Raw genomic sequence first — 19262 nt, 5'->3', positions numbered from 1 at the left:
AAACGCAGTATCTATATCCCTCATCTAACGTTTGGTTATTGCCAAATGGTAAGATGAGGGTATTATTTATTTATACATAAAAAGATAAGAGAGGGAATTTATGAAAAAGTATGCATTAGTAACTGGAGGAAGCGGAGGGATTGGCTCTGCTATTTCGAAGCAGTTAATCGAGGATGGTTATACAGTCTATATTCATTACAATAAAAGCGAAGAGAAGATAAGGGGGTTACAAAAGGAGTTTGATGCAGTGATTCCTGTGCAAGCAAATTTAGCTTCTATCGATGGAGCAGAGAAATTGTGGGGACAAATCGAACATCCTATTGATGTTATTGTATACGCAGCTGGAAAGAGTATATTTGGATTAGTAACAGATGTTACGAATGAAGAATTAGATTATATGGTGGAGCTTCAAGTGAAGAGTGTATATAGACTTTTATCGATGGCGCTTCCACCGATGATCGGGCGGAGAAGTGGTAATGTTGTTGTTATTTCATCCATTTGGGGGCAAATAGGAGCGTCTTGTGAGGTGCTGTACTCAATGGTGAAAGGTGCACAAAATTCATATGTGAAGGCTTTAGCGAAAGAAGTTTCTCTAAGTGGATTGCGCGTTAATGCGGTAGCGCCAGGTGCGATCGAAACAGAAATGTTAAATGTATTTTCAGAAGATGATAAAAATGAAATTGCTGAAGATATTCCATTAGGTAGAATAGGACTACCCGAAGAGGTAGCAAAAACAGTCTCCTTCCTCGTTTCGCCAGGAGCTTCTTATATTACGGGGCAAATTATCGGAGTGAATGGCGGTTGGCATTGCTAAAAAATTCTTACATAAAAAACAAGAAATTGTACAAATTAAGCATGATTCTATTACTAAAATAGTGAGGTGCTTAAACATGTCAGTGTTAGATAATTTTGATCAGTGGAAGAGCTTTTTAGGAGAACGTTTAGAACAAGCGGGGGGAAAAGGGCTTGATGGTGGTGCCGTATCAGATATGGCATTTCGTGTTGGTGATTATTTAGCAAATGAAGTAGAAGCGCGCAACGATCAAGAAAAATTATTGTCTGAGCTTTGGAAAGTTGCTGATGAACAAGAGCAACATACAATTGCAAATTTAATGGTGAAGTTTGTACAACATAAGTAAAAGTAGAGAGGAGCTTCTCCTCTCTACTTTTTTTGTATAGTAATTAGGAGGAATAGATTATACATTTAGCTTCCCTATTAAGGCGAAATCATATAATATAGTACGTAGGTGTAAAGTAAGCGTAGGGGAGTGATCTTGGATGATTGAATGGTATTTTGAATATGAAATACATAAAAACCGACCTGGCTTACTTGGTGACGTTTCTTCGTTAATCGGTATGCTTGGCATCAATATTGTCACAATTAATGGTGTAGATAATGCACGACGTGGACTTTTGCTTATGTGTGATAATCAAGAACAAATCTCTAGACTTGAATCAATTTTAAATACGATGGATAATATAACGGTAACGAAATATCGTCCGCCAAAGCTTAGAGATAAGCTAGCAGTTAGACATGGTAGGTACATACAACGAGATGCAGATGATAAGAAAACATTTCGATTTGTGCGTGATGAATTAGGATTGCTTGTAGACTTTATGGCGGAGATAATGAAAAAAGAAGGTCATAAATTAATTGGGATACGAGGAATGCCTCGTGTCGGAAAAACAGAATCTATTGTTGCCGCAAGTGTTTGTGCAAATAAGAGATGGTTATTCGTATCATCTACTCTCATTAAGCAAACTGTTCGTAGCCAATTGATTGAAGATGAGTATAGCGACGATAATATTTTCATACTAGATGGAATTGTGTCGACAAAGCGTGCAAATGAAAGACACTGGCAGCTCGTTCGTGAAATCATGAGATTGCCTGCAACGAAAGTTGTGGAACATCCGGATGTGTTTGTGAGTCAGTCAGAATACACATTGGATGATTTTGATTATATTATCGAATTGCGTAACGATTATGATGAAGAAATTCAATATAATTTAGTAGATGAAATTGAGCAAGGTACGCAAAACAATTTCTCTATGTTCGACTTTTAAAGAAATATTGAGGTGTTAGTAGTGACGGAATTAGGACAAAAGCTGACAGAAGCAAGAGAAGCGAAAGGCTTATCTATTGATCAGCTGCATGAGATTACAAAAATTCAAAAACGCCATTTAGTAGCGATTGAAGAAGGCAATTATGATGTGTTGCCAGGAGCTTTTTATGCGCGTGCATTCATTAAACAATATGCAGATGCTGTTGGATTAAATGGAGAGGAACTGCTTGTGGAATATCAGAGTACGATACCACAGTCTGAAAAACGTGAAGTTCCACAAGTATCAACTGGACAAAAAACACAAGAAACAATGCAAAAATCTTCATCATGGCCAATTGCGGATCATATGCCCAAAATTTTGATTGCGTTGTTAGTAATCGCGTTTGGAGTGGTAGTCTGGTTTGTTATTCAAGCGTTAACTGGAAAAGATGATAGGCAAGTTCCAAATGCTCAAAGTGAGAAAATTGAGGTTCAAAAAGCAAAAAATTCTCCGTTAGATACGAAGAAAGATGAAGCGAAAGCGGAAGAACCAAAGAAAGAAGAACCAAAGAAAGAAGAACCAAAAAAAGAAGAGCCAAAGAAAGAGGAACAAAAAGGACAGCCAGCTGGTGAGAATGAAATTAAGTTAGTTGGAACCGATAAGATAACATCTACTTTGGAAATTCATAATAATAAAGCGTTAGAATTGGAAATTACAACAAAAGACGCAAGTTATATAGGTATTAAAAATGAGGCAGGAAATGATATCTTTAGCGGTACTTTACAGGCAGGCCAGACCCAAAAATATGATTTATCAACAGCGAAAGAGGTAAACCTTAACATAGGAAGTGCACCGAATGTTGAATTTAAATTGAATGGCCAAGTCGTTACATTCCCATTGAATCCGGAAGAGAATTATCATCAGAAATTCTTGATTAAAAACCAAGGGATAGGGCAAGCTGCGCAATAACAGTCATCGCTTCGATGACTTTTTTCAATGAACAAATGTTTTTGACATGATGGAGGAATAGCTGTGAATTTACCAAATAAAATTACAATATCTAGAATCTTCTTAATTCCAATTTTTATGGTAATTATGTTAGCGCCCTTTGAGTGGGGCTCATTTATAATTGGTGATGTAGAGTTACCAATTCAACATTTAGTAGGGGCACTTATCTTTATTATTGCTTCGGCTACAGATTGGATTGATGGACATTATGCAAGAAAGTATAATCTTGTAACGAATTTAGGGAAATTCCTTGACCCGTTAGCAGATAAATTACTTGTTTCGGCAGCACTTATCACATTGGTAGAAATGCAATATGTACCTGCTTGGATCGTTATTGTAATTATAAGCCGTGAGTTTGCAGTAACAGGTTTACGCCTTGTACTTGCTGGGACAGGGGAAGTAGTTGCAGCAAATCAGCTAGGGAAAATTAAGACATGGACACAAATTATTGCGATTGCAGCATACTTATTACATGATGTACCGTTAAATCTACTTCATATTCCAGTTGCAGATATTTTCATATGGATTGCATTATTCTTTACAGTTATTTCAGGATGGGATTATTTCTGGAAAAATAAAGATGCTTTTGTAAACTCAAAATAGAAGTTTATGGGGGAATTGGGATGAATGCTGAAATTATTGCGGTTGGAACGGAATTATTACTTGGACAAATTGCAAATACAAATGCCCAGTTTTTATCTGAAAAGTTAGCTTCAATCGGAATTGACGTGTACTACCATACTGTTGTTGGGGATAATAACAAGCGATTACAGAAGGCAATTGAATTGGCTGAAGAACGAGCTGATATGCTCATTTTTACAGGTGGATTAGGACCGACAAAAGATGATTTAACGAAAGAAACAATAGCGTCTAGTTTAGATGAAGAGCTTGTGTATGATGAAAAGGCATTAACATCGATAAGCGATTATTTTAAGCGTACAGGCCGTGAATTTACGGAGAATAATAAAAAGCAGGCGCTCGTTTTAAATGGATCGACTGTATTTGCGAATGATCACGGTATGGCGCCTGGTATGGGGTTAAATAAGAACGGAAAAGTTTATATTTTATTACCAGGACCACCAAAAGAAATGAAGCCGATGTATATAAGTTACGTAGAGCCTTTTTTATGTAAGTTTACAACGGGGGAAAATATTTATTCTCGTGTTCTTCGTTTTTTTGGTATTGGGGAATCTCAATTAGAGGTGAAAGTTCAAGATTTAATTGATGGACAAACGAACCCAACCATTGCACCACTTGCAAATGATGGAGAAGTGACATTACGTTTAACTGCCAAACATCATGATGCTGATGAGGCGGAGAAACTGATTCAGCATGTGGAAGATTTGATTTTAGAAAGAGTAGGAGAATTTTTCTACGGATATGACCAAGATTTCCTTCATTACAAGGCAATAAGGCTATTGAAGGAAAAAGGGTTAACTTTAGCGTGTGCAGAAAGTTTAACAGGTGGTCTTTTTGGAAATCAAGTAACAGAAAATGCTGGTGTTTCGTCTGTATTTAAAGGCGGTGTCATTTGTTATCAAAATGATGTGAAGCAACAAATTTTACATGTACCTGAAGAAGTGTTACGTACTGATGGTGCGGTTAGTAAACAGTGTGCTCGCTATCTTGCTGAAAATGTAAAGGAACTGTTAAAAGCAGATATTGGAATTAGTTTCACTGGGGTGGCAGGACCGGATGCTTCAGAGCATAAAGAACCAGGAACAGTATTTATTGGATTGGTGATTAAAGATGAACCAGCTGTAGTCTTCTCGCTTAATTTAAGTGGAAGTCGTCAACAAATTAGAGAACGCTCTACAAAATATGGATTTTATCATTTATTTAAAAAGCTAGAAGAGATATAAATTTCTTCTAGTTTTTTTTGTTGGAAAACCTAGTTTTATTCGATATAAAATAAAAAACGAATAAATGTTCGATTTTTGTTGGCAAATTGAATTGAAAATAGGTATAATAAGATTAGCAATTTAGTTAAGGAGGAATTTTGAATGAGCGATCGTCAAGCGGCATTAGATATGGCGTTAAAACAAATAGAGAAGCAATTCGGTAAAGGTTCAATTATGAAATTAGGAGAACAAGCGGAGCGTAGAATTTCTACAATTTCAAGTGGTTCTTTAGCACTTGATGTGGCACTAGGGGTAGGCGGATACCCACGTGGCCGTGTTATTGAAATTTATGGACCTGAAAGTTCAGGTAAAACAACAGTTTCATTACACGCAATCGCGGAAGTACAGCGTCAAGGTGGACAAGCAGCGTTCATTGATGCGGAGCATGCAATGGATCCTGTATATGCACAAAAATTAGGTGTTAACATAGATGAATTACTATTATCACAGCCTGATACAGGGGAGCAAGGACTAGAAATCGCAGAAGCACTTGTACGAAGTGGAGCGGTTGATATTATCGTAATTGACTCTGTGGCAGCTCTTGTACCGAAAGCTGAGATCGAAGGGGACATGGGTGACTCTCACGTTGGTTTACAAGCACGTTTAATGTCACAAGCACTTCGTAAACTTTCAGGTGCAATCAACAAATCAAAAACAATCGCAATCTTTATCAACCAAATTCGTGAAAAAGTTGGGGTTATGTTCGGGAACCCAGAAACAACTCCAGGTGGTCGTGCGTTGAAATTCTATTCAACTGTCCGTCTTGAAGTACGTCGTGCTGAGCAGTTAAAGCAAGGTAACGATATTGTTGGTAATAAAACGAAAGTAAAAGTAGTTAAAAATAAAGTAGCACCGCCATTCCGTGTTGCTGAAGTTGATATTATGTACGGAGAAGGTATTTCAAGAGAAGGTGAAATCTTAGATATGGCTTCTGAACTTGATATCGTTCAAAAGAGCGGTGCTTGGTACTCTTATAATGAAGAACGCTTAGGACAAGGTCGTGAAAATTCGAAGCAATTCTTAAAAGAGAATACGGATTTAAGAGAGGAAATTGCCTTCTTTGTTCGTGAACATCACGGAATTGGTGAAAACTCTGGTGTTGAAGACACGGAAGATTCAACTCGTCAAGATTAAAAAATAAAAGACACGTTCCCGTGTCTTTTATTTTTTAATCCACTATGAAAGCGTTATATATAGCTGGAGATAAAATATTTATTCTATCCAAAAGGCTATGTGTAAAGGGGAATATTCATATATTTTAAGTGAATGAATTGGGATTTTCTAAGGTTTTCCAGGATAATATGCCGTCTGTTTTTTAAATCCTTATAAGATTCAGGGCTGAAGGTAAAGAAAGTAAAAGTAGACAACGCTTGACAATGAAAATTGCGATAGATACAATGAGAATGTATATTTTTTCTTATATACGATATACTCTTCTCAAGAAGAGAAGTAATATTCGGAGTAAGACTTAAATCTTGCCGAAATAATAATATGACATTTTAATTGTGAAATGAAGAAAGTCCCTTAAAAAAGCGGGACGACGGTCTTTGCTGTACGTTGTAATTCAATGTACATGCCGACAGTCTTTTTTCATTCATAGCAAGGGGAGGTGAAATCATGAGTAGTACAGTTTGGATACTCATCTCCATTTTGCTTGCAACAGTCGGTGCAGTTGTTGGCTTTTTTGTTCGAAAGTCTATTGCTGAAGCGAAGATTAATGGTGCAGCTAATGAAGCAAAACGTATTCTAGACGAAGCGAATCGTGATGCTGAAGCACTTAAGAAAGAAGCGCTTTTAGAAGCAAAGGATGAAATTCATACACTTCGTACAGAAGCTGAATTAGAAATTCGTGACCGTAGAAGCGAATTACAAAAACAAGAAAATCGTTTAATGCAAAAAGAAGAGAACCTTGATCGTAAAGACGAAACGCTCGATAAGCGCGAGCAACAGTTAGAAAAGAAAGAGGAATCTCTTGTAGCGAAACAACAACAGATTGAAGAGTTGGAAAGCAAAGTGGGAGAGTTAGTTCAAAAGCAACAAACAGAATTAGAGCGCATTTCCAATCTGACCCGCGAACAAGCGAAAGCAATTATTCTTGGTAAAGTGGAAAGTGAAGTTTCTCATGAAATTGCCGTTATGGTAAAAGAAAGTGAAGTTCGCGCGAAAGAAGAAGCGGATAAGAAGGCAAAAGAGATTTTATCTCTTGCAATGCAAAGATGTGCAGCTGATCACGTTGCTGAAACAACCGTTTCGGTTGTAAATCTTCCAAATGACGAAATGAAGGGACGTATTATCGGACGTGAAGGTCGTAACATTCGTACGTTAGAAACGTTAACAGGTATTGACCTTATTATCGATGATACACCAGAAGCGGTAATTCTATCTGGATTTGACCCGATTCGTCGTGAAACAGCTCGTATCGCTCTTGATAAACTAGTACAGGACGGACGTATTCACCCAGCGCGTATTGAAGAGATGGTCGAAAAATCAAGACGTGAAGTGGACGAGTATATTCGTGAAGTCGGAGAGCAAACAACGTTTGAAGTGGGTGTTCATGGCTTACATCCAGATTTAATTAAAATTTTAGGTCGTTTAAAATACCGTACAAGTTACGGACAAAACGTCTTAAAACACTCTATGGAAGTTGCATACTTAACTGGACTTATGGCAGCGGAGCTTGGTGAGGATGAAAAACTAGCAAGACGTGCTGGTCTATTACATGATATCGGAAAAGCAATCGATCATGAAGTAGAAGGTAGCCACGTTGAAATTGGTGTTGAACTCGCAACGAAATATAAAGAGCATCCTGTTGTAATAAACAGTATCGCATCTCACCATGGTGACACAGAACCAACTTCTATCATTGCAGTTCTAGTTGCTGCAGCAGATGCATTATCAGCTGCAAGACCGGGAGCTCGTAGTGAAACGCTTGAGAATTACATTCGTCGTCTTGAAAAGTTAGAAGAAATTTCAGAGTCTTATGAAGGCGTAGAAAAATCTTTCGCAATTCAAGCAGGACGTGAAGTTCGTATTCTGGTAAAACCAGATACAATTGATGATTTAGAAGCTCATCGTTTAGCTCGTGATATTCGAAAACGTATTGAAAATGAACTGGATTATCCAGGACATATTAAAGTAACTGTTATTCGTGAAACACGTGCAGTGGAATACGCAAAATAAAGTGGTGAAACACCACTTTATTTTTTTGTGTTGGAATTGGGTAAAATAAAGAAAATTATTTATGAGCAGTATGCAAGTGAAAGAAACTTATAATAGATAAATTGTAACTGTTGTAAGGAAATAGCTTTAAGGTTATAGTATGGTAATAAAAAATGTAGTACATAGAAAGGGTAAGACATATGAGAATATTATTTGTTGGGGATGTAGTAGGATCTCCTGGTAGAGACATGATTCAACAGTACGTACCGGCATTAAAGAAGAAATATACACCGACAGTAACAATTATTAATGGAGAAAATGCTGCGGGTGGACGTGGAATTACGGAAAAAATATATCGAAACTTTTTAGAGTGCGGGGCACAAGCGGTTACGCTTGGAAACCACGCTTGGGATAACCGTGAAGTATTTGAATTTATCGATGATGCAAAATATCTTGCAAGACCAGCTAACTTCCCGGAAGGAACGCCAGGAAAAGGGCTTATCTTTGTAAATTGTAATGGAACAGAAGTTGCAGTTATTAACTTACAAGGACGTACTTTCCTTCCTCCAATTGATTGTCCATTCCGTAAAGTGGATGAGTTAATCAGTATTGCAAAAAAACGTACAAACATTATCTTTGTTGATTTTCATGCTGAAACAACAAGTGAGAAGCAGGCGTTAGGTTGGTATGTAGACGGTCGTGCTACAGCGGTAGTAGGTACACATACACACGTTCCTACAGCTGATAATCGTATTTTACCAAGCGGAACAGCTTATATTACAGATGTTGGTATGACAGGCCCATATGATGGGATTTTAGGTATGGATCGCGAAGCGGTATTGAAGAAGTTTTTAACGAACTTACCAGTGCGTTTTGAAGTGACGAATGGTAGAACACAATTAAGTGCAGTGTTAATTGATGTGGATCCTAATACAGGGAAAGCAAAGAAAATTGAGCGCATTTTAATTAATGATGACCAGCCATTTTTTGACTGATTTTTAACTAAAAGTTAGAGAATTCGTTATATTTTAATTTTTTAGAAAAATTACAGAAATTTAGCAGGAATACGTGCCATTCCTCGTGAATATAAGTTAAAGTGAAATAATTGCTATTACTTTTTATAGAAACGAGGAGGAAACGCGGAATGGAAATATTAAAAGTTAAAGCAACGTCGGTCCCTAATTCTGTAGCTGGTGCACTTGCAGGTGTTATTCGCGAACGCGGAACAGCAGAAATTCAAGCTATTGGTGCAGGTGCATTGAACCAAGCGGTAAAGGCAGTAGCAATTGCAAGAGGATTTGTAGCGCCTAGCGGTTTGGACTTGATTTGTATCCCAGCGTTTACAGATATTATGATTGATGGTGAAGAGCGTACAGCGATAAAATTAATTGTAGAACCTCGTTAAGTTGAAACAACCTGTTTGCATGTATGCAAACAGGTTGTTTTTGTAATGGAGGAATGAAAATGAAAATTTTTGATGCACATTGCGATGTACTCTTTCAGTTATGGAGTGCAAAGGGAAAAAAAGACTTTCAAAACGATTCACAATTACATATTACATTTGAACAATTAATGAAAAGAAAAGGAAGTATACAATGCTTTGCTATATATATACCAGAAACAGTAGCGTATGAAAAGCGTTTTGAAGTTGCGCTGCAAATGATAGATATTTTTCATAATGAAATTCTATCGCTACCAGGAATGAAGTTTATTCAGACAAAAAACGATATTAACATGCTAAAACAGGACGAGATTGGAGCATTATTAACATTAGAAGGGTGCGAAGCAATTGGAAAAGAAGCGATGAAATTACGTTTGTTTTATCGCTTAGGTGTACGTTCCTTTGGATTGACATGGAACTATGCCAATCTGTTAGCTGATGGAGCGCTAGAGGCACGTGGAGCAGGTTTAACTACATTTGGTAGACAAGTTGTACAAGAACTTAATACGTTACATTTATGGACCGATGTGTCTCACTTAAATGAAAGAAGCTTTTGGGATGTTATTGAAATTGCTAAAAACCCAATTGCATCTCATTCAAACTGTTATCAACTTTGTGGGCATCCACGCAATTTAACCGATGAACAAATAAGAGCCCTTATAAAGAAAAATAGCATTATTGGTATTACTTTCGTACCGCAGTTTTTAACGAATGAAAGACAAGCGAATATAGCAGATATATTAAGGCATGTGGAATATATTTGTTCATTAGGTGGAGAAAAAAATATAGGATTCGGTTCTGATTTTGATGGGATTTTAGAAACTGTTGTAGGTGTAGAAGTATATAGGGATTATGAAAATATAATTAATCAACTGTGTAAAAAGTATAATGAATCAACTGTAGAGCGATTTTTGTATAAAAATTTTGTTGACTGTATAACGTTCTAAAAAATACGTTTTAAAGATTCAGAAAAATTAAAATAAATTCACTTGAATTTATTGATTTTTTTAAGACCTAATACTAGAATGGTAAACGAAATAGCATTATACTAAAGATTCAGGGAAAACAGAAGAGGCATAATTTGCGTCCATTGTAGTTTATTTGCATAAAAAATGCTAAACTAATACTGTAAAAAAATACACTACAATGAATGCAGCCAAAAGGGGTGTAGGAGATGATTAGTCAACTTTCATGGAAAGTTGGAGGCCAACAAGGTGAAGGAATTGAAAGTACAGGGGAAATCTTCTGTATTGCATTAAACCGATTAGGATATTACCTATACGGTTACCGCCACTTCTCATCACGTATTAAAGGCGGCCATACAAATAATAAAATTCGTGTAAGTACAACAGAAGTACGCGCGATCTCAGATGATTTAGATATTTTAATTGCTTTTGATCAAGAAACAATTGATTTTAACTTCCACGAACTACGTCCGGGCGGAATTGTAGTTGCGGATGCGAAATTTAATCCGACAATACCTGATAATACAGATGTAAATCTATATGTGATACCGTTTACAGATATCGCTTCAGAATTAGGCACATCTTTAATGAAAAATATGGTTGCTGTTGGGGCATCTAGTGCGGTATTAGGATTAGACGAAACAGCTTATTTAGAGGTTGTTGAAGAAATCTTTGGTCGTAAAGGAGAGCAAGTCGTTCAAAAGAATATGGAAGCAATTAAACGCGGCTCTCAATACATGAAAGAATTGCTTGGTGAGAAAGTAAACATGATGCAACTTGAAAAAGCTGACGGTAAGAAACGCATGTTTATGATTGGAAACGACGCAATCGCATTTGGTGCGGTAACTGGTGGCGCTCGCTTTATGTCTGCATATCCAATCACACCTGCATCTGAAATTATGGAATATTTAATTAAAAAGTTACCGAAAGTCGGCGGAACAGTAATCCAAACTGAGGATGAAATCGCAGCTTGTACAATGGCGATCGGTGCAAACTACGCTGGTGTTCGTACATTAACAGCATCTGCTGGTCCTGGTCTTTCTTTAATGATGGAAGCAATTGGTTTAGCAGGTATTACTGAAACACCGCTAGTTATCATTGATACACAACGCGGTGGTCCAAGTACGGGCTTACCAACAAAACAAGAGCAGTCTGACTTAATGGCTATGATTTACGGAACACATGGTGAAATTCCAAAAATCGTAATGGCGCCAAGTACAGTTGAAGAAGCTTTCTATGATATTGTAGAAGCGTTCAACTTAGCAGAAGAATATCAAGTGCCTGTTATTTTCTTAACAGATTTACAGCTTTCTTTAGGAAAGCAAACAGTAGAACCACTTAAGTTAGATAAAGTGGAAATTCGTCGTGGTAAGCTTGATTTAGAAGTAGAATTACCAGAACGTGAAAATAAAGCATACTTCAAGCGTTATGAAGTAACAGAAGATGGAATTTCACCACGTGTTTTACCTGGTATGAAAAATGGTATTCACCATGTTACAGGTGTAGAACATGATGAAACGGGTAAACCATCTGAATCAGCGTTAAATCGTAAAGATCAAATGGACAAACGTTTCCGTAAAATGGCGAATTTACAGTTTAATACCCCTATTTACAAAAATGCTAAGCATGATGACGCAGACGTATTGTTAGTAGGCTTTAACTCAACTCGTGGTGCAATCGAAGAGGCAATGCAGCGTTTAGAACAAGAAGGAATGAAAGTAAACCATGCCCATGTGCGTTTAATTCATCCGTTCCCAACAGCTGAAATCGATCCACTTGTGAAAAAAGCGAAGCGTGTTGTAGTAGTAGAAAACAATGCAACTGGTCAGCTTGCTAACATTATGAAAATGAATCTTGGCAATGGTGAGAAAATTTCTAGTCTTTTAAAATACGATGGAAATCCATTCTTGCCGAAAGAGATTTACAACGAATGTAAAAAAGGGGTTGTATTAAATGGCAACATTTAAGGACTTTCGTAACAGTGTAAAACCAAACTGGTGCCCAGGTTGCGGAGACTTCTCGGTGCAGGCTGCGATTCAGCGTGCGGCAGCTAACGTTGGTTTAAATCCAGATGAGCTAGCTGTTATTTCTGGTATCGGCTGTTCCGGTCGTATTTCAGGATATATTAATTCATATGGTTTGCATAGTATTCACGGACGTGCTCTTCCGATTGCACAAGGTGTGAAAATGGCAAATCGTGATTTAACAGTTATTGCATCCGGTGGTGACGGTGATGGTTTTGCGATTGGTATGGGACATACAATCCATTCTATTCGTCGTAACATTGATATTACGTACATCGTAATGGATAACCAAATTTACGGATTAACAAAAGGTCAAACTTCACCACGTAGTGAAGCTGGATTTAAAACGAAAAGTACACCACAAGGTTCAATTGAACCATCACTAAATGTTATGGAAATGGCTTTAACAGCTGGTGCGACATTTGTGGCGCAAAGCTTTTCAAGTGATTTAAAAGAATTAACGCAAATTATTGAAGCTGGTATTAACCATAAAGGCTTTTCATTAATTAATGTATTTAGTCCATGTGTTACTTACAATAAAGTAAATACTTATGATTGGTTTAAAGAGAATTTAACGAAACTAAGTACAGTAGAAGGATATGATCCATCTAACCGCATGATGGCTATGCAAACATTAATGGAAAAGAACGGGTTAGTAACAGGTTTAATTTATCAAAACACAAAGCAGCCTTCTTACCAAGAGCTTGTAAAAGACTATAGTGAAAAACCTTTAGTGCAAGCTGATTTGAATATGGATCAGAAAATGTTTGATGAGCTTGTTGCTGAATTTATGTAATGATCGGAGAGAAGGTTGCCGCTTGGTAACCTTCTTTTTGAGTGAATAAAAATAATTAATAGATTTGTTTACTTAGAAAATTCAGAATGATAAAATAATATATAAATCGTTGTATAAAAATAGCATGTTCAATAACTGTGAAATGAAATATAGGATAAGAAGCCTTCTTCGTTAAAGTTGGCTAAAGGCTCTATACTATGATAATGTGTATAGGGATAAAGCAATATACTTTTGGGTAGGACAAGATGAAATAATAAAAAGGGAATGTCTATTTGTGTGGGGAAGACTTCATTCTTACGGATGATTAGATCGATTACTCAAGTTTCAAAGGGCAAGTTATCTCTCATGCTATCTAACATCATTGAGATGGGTCTAAGCGCATTAAAATGGACTACAGAGTGTGTGTATAGTTAAGGGTGAAAGGAGATTACCGATGAACGAGCAACAACGATTAGCAAGTCGACAAGCAAATTCCTCTACGAAAAAAGAAGAGAAAGATTATAGTAAATACTTTGAAAGTGTATACCAACCACCTTCCTTGAAATTGGCGAAAAAGCGTGGGAAAGAAGAAGTTAAAATTGAAAGAGATTTTGGCCTACCTGAAGAGTTTCGCGATTTTGGCGAAGGAAGAAAGTTTTACATTCGTACATATGGCTGTCAAATGAATGAGCATGATACAGAAGTAATGGCTGGGATTTTTACAACACTTGGATATGAGCCAACTTTTTCAACTGAAGAGGCAGATGTAATTTTATTAAATACTTGTGCAATTCGTGAAAATGCTGAAAATAAAGTGTTCGGTGAACTTGGTCATTTAAAATCATTAAAGCGAAGAAATCCGGATCTTATAATTGGTGTATGTGGTTGTATGTCTCAAGAGGAATCTGTTGTAAATAAAATTATGCAAAAAAATCAGCATGTAGATATGGTGTTTGGTACACACAATATTCATAGATTACCGTATATCCTAAAGGACGCAATGTTCTCAAAAGAGACGGTAGTTGAAGTTTGGTCAAAAGAAGGGGATGTAATTGAAAACCTTCCGAAAGTACGTCGTGGTGATATTAAAGCTTGGGTAAATATTATGTATGGCTGTGATAAGTTTTGTACATATTGTATTGTACCGTATACACGCGGAAAAGAGCGCAGCAGACGTCCAGAAGATATTATTAAAGAAATTCGCCATTTAGCTGCGAACGGTTATAAAGAAATTACGTTACTTGGACAAAACGTAAACGCATACGGTAAAGACTTTGAAGATATACAATATGGTCTTGGCGATTTAATGGATGAACTTCGTAAAATCGATATCGCGCGTATTCGTTTTACAACAAGCCATCCACGTGATTTTGACAATCATTTAATTGATGTTCTTGGAAAAGGTGGTAACCTAGTAGAACATATCCACTTACCGGTTCAATCTGGTAGTACAGATATGCTTAAAATTATGGCGCGTAAATATTCGCGAGAACACTATTTAGAGCTTGTACGAAAAATTAAAGAAACAATTCCGAATGCAGTGCTAACGACTGATATTATCGTTGGTTTCCCTAATGAAACGGATGAGCAGTTTGAAGAGACGATGTCGTTATATCGTGAAGTAGGATTTGATACGGCATTTACATTTATTTATTCTCCGCGTGAAGGTACACCAGCTGCAAAAATGCAAGATAATGTTCCGATGGAAGTGAAGAAAGAGCGATTACAACGCTTAAATACACTAGTGAATGAATATGCAGTTAATAAGAATAAGCGTTATATAGGTCAAATTGTAGAAGTATTAGTTGAGGGAGAAAGTAAGAATAATCCTGAAGTACTTGCGGGATATACACGTACGAATAAACTTGTAAACTTTGTTGCTTCAAAATCTTTAATTGGTCAGCTTGTGAAAGTAAAAATAACGGAAGCAAAAACTTGGTCTCTTAACGGGGAATTGGTTAAGGAGCCGATTGAGGTGAAATAATAGATGAAAGTATATACGAAAGATGAAATTGTTGAGCAAGCGAAAGAATTAGCGAAAATGATCTCTGAAACAGAAGAAGTCGATTTCTTTAAGCGAGCAGAAGCACAAATTCATAAAAATGAAAATGTAAAGCGAGCAATTGATGAAATAAAAGCTTTGCAAAAACAAGCAGTAAACTTGCAACATTATGGGAAATGGGAAGCTTTGAAAAAAGTAGAAGCTGAAATTGATGCACTTCAAGATAAGTTAGATAATATCCCAGTTGTACAGGAGTTTAAATCTTCACAAACGTATGTAAATGACTTACTACAGCTAGTTGCTAGTACCATTTCTAACAATGTAACAGATGAAATATTAGTTTCAACTGGCGGCGATGTGTTGAAGGGTGAAACTGGTGCAGCAGTAGAAAGTAAAAAAGGAAATTGTGGTTGTTAAAGAGATGTCTTATTGACATCTCTTTTTTTAGTGGGTTATATCGGAAATTCTTCTCAAAAAAAAGAATGACACATTCCGCTATTGTCACGCATATGATTAAGTGAATAGTGATTGAGGAGGGTTACGAATGTCCGAATTTAGAGAGATTATTACAAAAGCAGTGGTTGGAAAAGGACGTAAGTATACAAAGTCAACGCATACATGTGAATCGAATAATGAGCCAACAAGTATTTTAGGGTGCTGGGTAATTAACCATTCGTACGAAGCGAGAAAGAATGGAAAACATGTGGAAATTGAAGGTTTCTATGATGTAAACACTTGGTATTCATTTGATGGAAACACAAAGACTGAAGTTGTAACAGAACGTGTTAACTACAATGATGAAGTAAGTATTGGGTATCGTGATAAAAACTTCTCTGGTGACGATTTAGAAATTATCGCTCGTGTAATTCAGCCGCCAAATTGTTTAGAAGCTCTTGTATCGCCAAATGGTAATAAAATTGTTGTGACGGTAGAACGTGAATTTGTAACAGAAGTAGTTGGGGAAACGAAAATTTGTGTAAGTGTAAATCCTGAAGGTTGCGTAGAATCAGACGAGGATTTCCAAGTCGATGATGATGAGTTTGAAGAATTAGATCCGAACTTTATCGTCGATGCAGAAGAAGAGTAAGAGAAAGCTAGGGAGAAGTTCTTCCTAGCTTTTTACAGTACATAAGTGGTTCTGCATGAACATGATTCCTTATGAAATGTGCTATAATGAGGAAAGACTCCTGGAATAGGAGATATGGATGTCCGTGAAGTGTGACATATATGAATATAGATTATTATGTAAGAATTATGGAGGAAAGACATGACGCAATATACGCCTATGATACAGCAATACTTAAAGGTTAAGGCAGACTATCAAGATGCCTTTTTATTTTTCCGATTAGGTGATTTTTATGAAATGTTCTTTGAAGATGCGGTTAAAGCAGCTCATGAACTTGAAATTACATTAACGAGCCGAGATGGTGGTAGTAGTGAACGTATACCGATGTGTGGTGTACCGCATCATGCAGCTAAAAATTATATTGAACAACTTGTTGAAAAAGGATATAAAGTAGCTGTTTGTGAGCAAGTGGAAGACCCAAAAACAGCTAAAGGTGTAGTACGTCGTGAAGTAGTACAACTAATTACGCCAGGAACGATGATGGAAGGGCGTACAATAGACGAGAAGGAGAATAACTTCTTAGCAGCATTAACACATTTCGAAGATGGATCTTATGCGCTAGCTTGTAATGACTTAACGACTGGACAAAATACAGTGACGTTATTAACTGGTTCAGTAGAAGATATTTTATTAGAAGTGTATGCGACTGGTTCAAAAGAAATTGTTGTAGATTCTACATTTTCAAAAGATGAATTAAATAAGTTAACTGAAACATTAAAAATGACGATTTCGTATGAAGATGCAACAACTATTCCAGAAGGATTAGAACATCTTGTGAAAAGTGTTTCCCAAGCAAAATTAATTAAAGCAATTGGACGCTTATTTAACTATGTGATAAGAACACAAAAACGTTCGTTAGATCACTTGCAACCAGTAGAAATTTATTACACGAATCAATTTATGAAAATTGATGTGCATTCAAAACGCAATTTAGAGTTAACAGAGACTCTTCGCACGAAGGAAAAGACAGGCTCATTATTATGGCTATTAGACAAAACAAAAACGGCTATGGGTGGGCGTATGTTAAAACAGTGGATGGAACGTCCACTTATCCAGAAAGAAAAAGTTGAAGAGCGTTTAGAAATGGTTGAAACGTTTGTAAATGATTACTTCTTACGTGAAGATTTAAAAGAAAAGTTAAAAGAAGTATATGATTTAGAGCGTTTAGCAGGGAAAGTTGCATTTGGTAATGTAAATGCACGGGACTTATTACAATTAAGACGTTCTTTACTGCAAGTACCAGCTATTTTAGAAGCGATTAGTCTTTTAGATAATGCTTATGCAGCAAGGTTAATTCAAGGTGCAGATCCATGTGAGAGCTTAACTGAATTACTGGGAAGAAGTATTCAAGAAAACCCACCGCTTTCTATTAAAGATGGAGATATTATTAAAGATGGTTATAATGATAAGCTTGATCAATATCGTTACGTTAGTAAAAACGGAAAAACGTGGATTGCTGAGCTTGAAAAACGAGAGCGTGATATTACAGGGGTTAAATCATTAAAAATTGGGTACAACCGTATTTTCGGCTACTATATTGAAGTGACGAAGGCTAATCTTGCAGCACTTCCAGAAGGGCGCTATGAGCGTAAACAAACACTTGCAAATGCAGAGCGTTTCATAACAGATGAGCTAAAAGAAAAAGAAACATTAATCTTAGAAGCAGAAGAGAAAATTGTACAATTAGAATACGATTTATTTACAGCACTTCGCGAAGAAGTAAAAGTATTCATTCCGAAATTACAGCATTTAGCGAAAGTAATTAGTGAACTAGACGTACTGCAAAGCTTTGCGACAGTTAGTGAAGAAGAGCAGTTTGTAAAACCTGTTTTAACAAATAAGCGCGAAATCTTTATTAAAGATGGTCGTCATCCTGTCGTTGAAAAAGTATTGAACGGGAAATTGTATGTACCGAATGATTGTATTATGCCGGAGAAGATGGATGTCTTTTTAATTACAGGACCGAACATGTCTGGTAAAAGTACGTATATGAGACAATTAGCACTTGTTACTGTTATGTCACAAATTGGTTGTTTTGTACCAGCGACAGAAGCAGTATTACCTGTCTTCGATCAAATCTTTACGAGAATTGGTGCAGCGGATGATTTAATCTCAGGTCAAAGTACATTTATGGTTGAAATGTTAGAAGCGAAAAATGCAATTGCAAATGCATCAGAGAGAAGTTTAATTTTATTCGATGAAATTGGACGCGGTACATCTACGTATGATGGTATGGCACTTGCGCAAGCAATCATTGAACATATTCATGACCAAATTGGTGCGAAAACATTATTCTCTACACATTATCATGAATTAACAGTGTTAGAAGAAAGTTTAGACCAACTAAAGAATGTACATGTTTCAGCAATTGAAGAGAATGGAAAAGTAGTTTTCCTTCATAAAATTCAAGATGGAGCGGCTGATAAAAGTTACGGAATTCACGTTGCTCAACTTGCCGAGCTTCCAGAGAGCTTAATTGCTCGCGCGAAAGAAGTGTTAGCACAACTAGAAGGACAGGAAGAAATTGTTATTCCGAAACGAGTAGAAGTGAAAGTGCCAGAAGTCGCTCCAGAACCAGTTGTTGTAAAAGAAGAACCAGCAGAAATACAAGAAAAGAAAGAAGAGACTGAAGAAGATTCACAACTATCTTTCTTTGGAGGAGAACAGTCTTCGAAAAATCAAGACAAGCCTGTGCTAAATCCAAAAGAAACGGCAGTACTTGCGCAAATTAAAAAAATTGATTTACTTGATATGACACCTTTAGAGGCGATGAACGAACTGTATCGCTTGCAGAAAAAGTTAAAGAAAGGATGAGTAA

Annotated in this window: 17 protein-coding genes; all 17 read left to right on the top strand. The window is 36.7% G+C overall.

Annotated elements, in window-relative coordinates:
* Positions 1 to 100: 100 nt before the first annotated feature.
* The 17 genes from ymfI to mutS all read left to right on the top strand — a co-directional run bounded on the left by ymfI (position 101) and on the right by mutS (position 19258).
* The gene (gene ymfI / locus NSS97_RS19070; protein ID WP_002014593.1) at positions 101 to 814 is read left to right on the top strand and encodes an elongation factor P 5-aminopentanone reductase; all 714 of its coding nucleotides are present in this window, start codon (positions 101 to 103) and stop codon (positions 812 to 814) included.
* Positions 815 to 890: 76 nt separating this feature from the next.
* A complete protein-coding gene (locus NSS97_RS19065) occupies positions 891 to 1139 on the top strand; it encodes a DUF3243 domain-containing protein (RefSeq protein WP_000114449.1) in 249 nt (82 codons plus the stop codon).
* A gap of 139 nt (positions 1140 to 1278) precedes the next feature.
* On the top strand, positions 1279 to 2064 hold the full coding sequence (locus NSS97_RS19060) for a DUF3388 domain-containing protein (RefSeq protein WP_000574107.1): 786 nt from the start codon (positions 1279 to 1281) through the stop codon (positions 2062 to 2064).
* A 21-nt stretch (positions 2065 to 2085) separates the two neighbouring features.
* Entirely contained in the window at positions 2086 to 3012 is a 927-nt protein-coding gene (locus NSS97_RS19055; protein WP_107886457.1) for a RodZ domain-containing protein, read from the top strand.
* A gap of 63 nt (positions 3013 to 3075) precedes the next feature.
* On the top strand, positions 3076 to 3654 hold the full coding sequence (pgsA, locus tag NSS97_RS19050) for a CDP-diacylglycerol--glycerol-3-phosphate 3-phosphatidyltransferase (protein ID WP_002014596.1): 579 nt from the start codon (positions 3076 to 3078) through the stop codon (positions 3652 to 3654).
* 20 nt (positions 3655 to 3674) lie between these two features.
* A complete protein-coding gene (locus NSS97_RS19045) occupies positions 3675 to 4913 on the top strand; it encodes a competence/damage-inducible protein A (RefSeq protein ID WP_107886458.1) in 1239 nt (412 codons plus the stop codon).
* Positions 4914 to 5054: 141 nt separating this feature from the next.
* Positions 5055 to 6086, top strand: a complete 1032-nt coding sequence (recA, locus tag NSS97_RS19040; protein WP_002014599.1) for a recombinase RecA — start codon at positions 5055 to 5057, stop codon at positions 6084 to 6086.
* Between the two features lie 483 nt (positions 6087 to 6569).
* Positions 6570 to 8132 (top strand): ribonuclease Y, encoded by a 1563-nt coding sequence (gene rny, locus NSS97_RS19035; protein WP_002111330.1) that lies wholly within the window; start codon positions 6570 to 6572, stop codon positions 8130 to 8132.
* 179 nt (positions 8133 to 8311) lie between these two features.
* Positions 8312 to 9106: a TIGR00282 family metallophosphoesterase gene (locus tag NSS97_RS19030; RefSeq protein ID WP_002014601.1), complete on the top strand. Its 795-nt coding sequence runs from the start codon at positions 8312 to 8314 to the stop codon at positions 9104 to 9106.
* Positions 9107 to 9255: 149 nt separating this feature from the next.
* Positions 9256 to 9516, top strand: a complete 261-nt coding sequence (spoVS, locus tag NSS97_RS19025) for a stage V sporulation protein SpoVS (protein WP_000404341.1) — start codon at positions 9256 to 9258, stop codon at positions 9514 to 9516.
* Between the two features lie 59 nt (positions 9517 to 9575).
* The gene (locus NSS97_RS19020) at positions 9576 to 10499 is read left to right on the top strand and encodes a dipeptidase (protein WP_002128703.1); all 924 of its coding nucleotides are present in this window, start codon (positions 9576 to 9578) and stop codon (positions 10497 to 10499) included.
* Between the two features lie 227 nt (positions 10500 to 10726).
* The gene (locus NSS97_RS19015; protein ID WP_002014603.1) at positions 10727 to 12484 is read left to right on the top strand and encodes a 2-oxoacid:acceptor oxidoreductase subunit alpha; all 1758 of its coding nucleotides are present in this window, start codon (positions 10727 to 10729) and stop codon (positions 12482 to 12484) included.
* Positions 12471 to 13337, top strand: a complete 867-nt coding sequence (locus tag NSS97_RS19010; RefSeq protein WP_002088040.1) for a 2-oxoacid:ferredoxin oxidoreductase subunit beta — start codon at positions 12471 to 12473, stop codon at positions 13335 to 13337. The genes NSS97_RS19015 and NSS97_RS19010 overlap by 14 nt, the downstream gene beginning before the upstream one ends.
* Before the next feature lie 433 nt (positions 13338 to 13770).
* Positions 13771 to 15300, top strand: a complete 1530-nt coding sequence (miaB, locus tag NSS97_RS19005; RefSeq protein ID WP_002185083.1) for a tRNA (N6-isopentenyl adenosine(37)-C2)-methylthiotransferase MiaB — start codon at positions 13771 to 13773, stop codon at positions 15298 to 15300.
* Positions 15301 to 15303: 3 nt separating this feature from the next.
* A complete protein-coding gene (locus tag NSS97_RS19000; protein ID WP_002033698.1) occupies positions 15304 to 15735 on the top strand; it encodes a RicAFT regulatory complex protein RicA family protein in 432 nt (143 codons plus the stop codon).
* Positions 15736 to 15862: 127 nt separating this feature from the next.
* Positions 15863 to 16405, top strand: coding sequence for an outer spore coat protein CotE (cotE, locus tag NSS97_RS18995; protein WP_002014610.1), 543 nt, complete (start codon positions 15863 to 15865; stop codon positions 16403 to 16405).
* 180 nt (positions 16406 to 16585) lie between these two features.
* Entirely contained in the window at positions 16586 to 19258 is a 2673-nt protein-coding gene (mutS, locus tag NSS97_RS18990; protein ID WP_002128699.1) for a DNA mismatch repair protein MutS, read from the top strand.
* The last annotated feature ends 4 nt before the right edge of the window (positions 19259 to 19262 follow it).

Origin of the sequence: Bacillus sp. FSL R12-0074, from assembly GCF_038005725.1 — a bacterium.
GTDB lineage: Bacteria > Bacillota > Bacilli > Bacillales > Bacillaceae_G > Bacillus_A > Bacillus_A mycoides.
The sequence above is the reverse complement of the archived record's forward strand: the minus strand, read 5'-3'. Positions and strand labels throughout refer to the sequence as shown.

Bases quoted from the DNA above. Each gene is read 5' to 3' on its own strand.
- NSS97_RS19045 (WP_107886458.1), top strand. From the start codon at position 3,675: ATGAATGCTGAAATTATTGCGGTTGGAACGGAATTATTACTTGGACAA.
- ymfI (WP_002014593.1), top strand. From the start codon at position 101: ATGAAAAAGTATGCATTAGTAACTGGAGGAAGCGGAGGGATTGGCTCT.
- NSS97_RS19020 (WP_002128703.1), top strand. From the start codon at position 9,576: ATGAAAATTTTTGATGCACATTGCGATGTACTCTTTCAGTTATGGAGT.
- miaB (WP_002185083.1), top strand. From the start codon at position 13,771: ATGAACGAGCAACAACGATTAGCAAGTCGACAAGCAAATTCCTCTACG.
- recA (WP_002014599.1), top strand. From the start codon at position 5,055: ATGAGCGATCGTCAAGCGGCATTAGATATGGCGTTAAAACAAATAGAG.
- NSS97_RS19010 (WP_002088040.1), top strand. From the start codon at position 12,471: ATGGCAACATTTAAGGACTTTCGTAACAGTGTAAAACCAAACTGGTGC.
- NSS97_RS19065 (WP_000114449.1), top strand. From the start codon at position 891: ATGTCAGTGTTAGATAATTTTGATCAGTGGAAGAGCTTTTTAGGAGAA.
- cotE (WP_002014610.1), top strand. From the start codon at position 15,863: ATGTCCGAATTTAGAGAGATTATTACAAAAGCAGTGGTTGGAAAAGGA.
- mutS (WP_002128699.1), top strand. From the start codon at position 16,586: ATGACGCAATATACGCCTATGATACAGCAATACTTAAAGGTTAAGGCA.
- NSS97_RS19015 (WP_002014603.1), top strand. From the start codon at position 10,727: ATGATTAGTCAACTTTCATGGAAAGTTGGAGGCCAACAAGGTGAAGGA.
- rny (WP_002111330.1), top strand. From the start codon at position 6,570: ATGAGTAGTACAGTTTGGATACTCATCTCCATTTTGCTTGCAACAGTC.
- NSS97_RS19060 (WP_000574107.1), top strand. From the start codon at position 1,279: ATGATTGAATGGTATTTTGAATATGAAATACATAAAAACCGACCTGGC.
- NSS97_RS19000 (WP_002033698.1), top strand. From the start codon at position 15,304: ATGAAAGTATATACGAAAGATGAAATTGTTGAGCAAGCGAAAGAATTA.
- spoVS (WP_000404341.1), top strand. From the start codon at position 9,256: ATGGAAATATTAAAAGTTAAAGCAACGTCGGTCCCTAATTCTGTAGCT.
- NSS97_RS19030 (WP_002014601.1), top strand. From the start codon at position 8,312: ATGAGAATATTATTTGTTGGGGATGTAGTAGGATCTCCTGGTAGAGAC.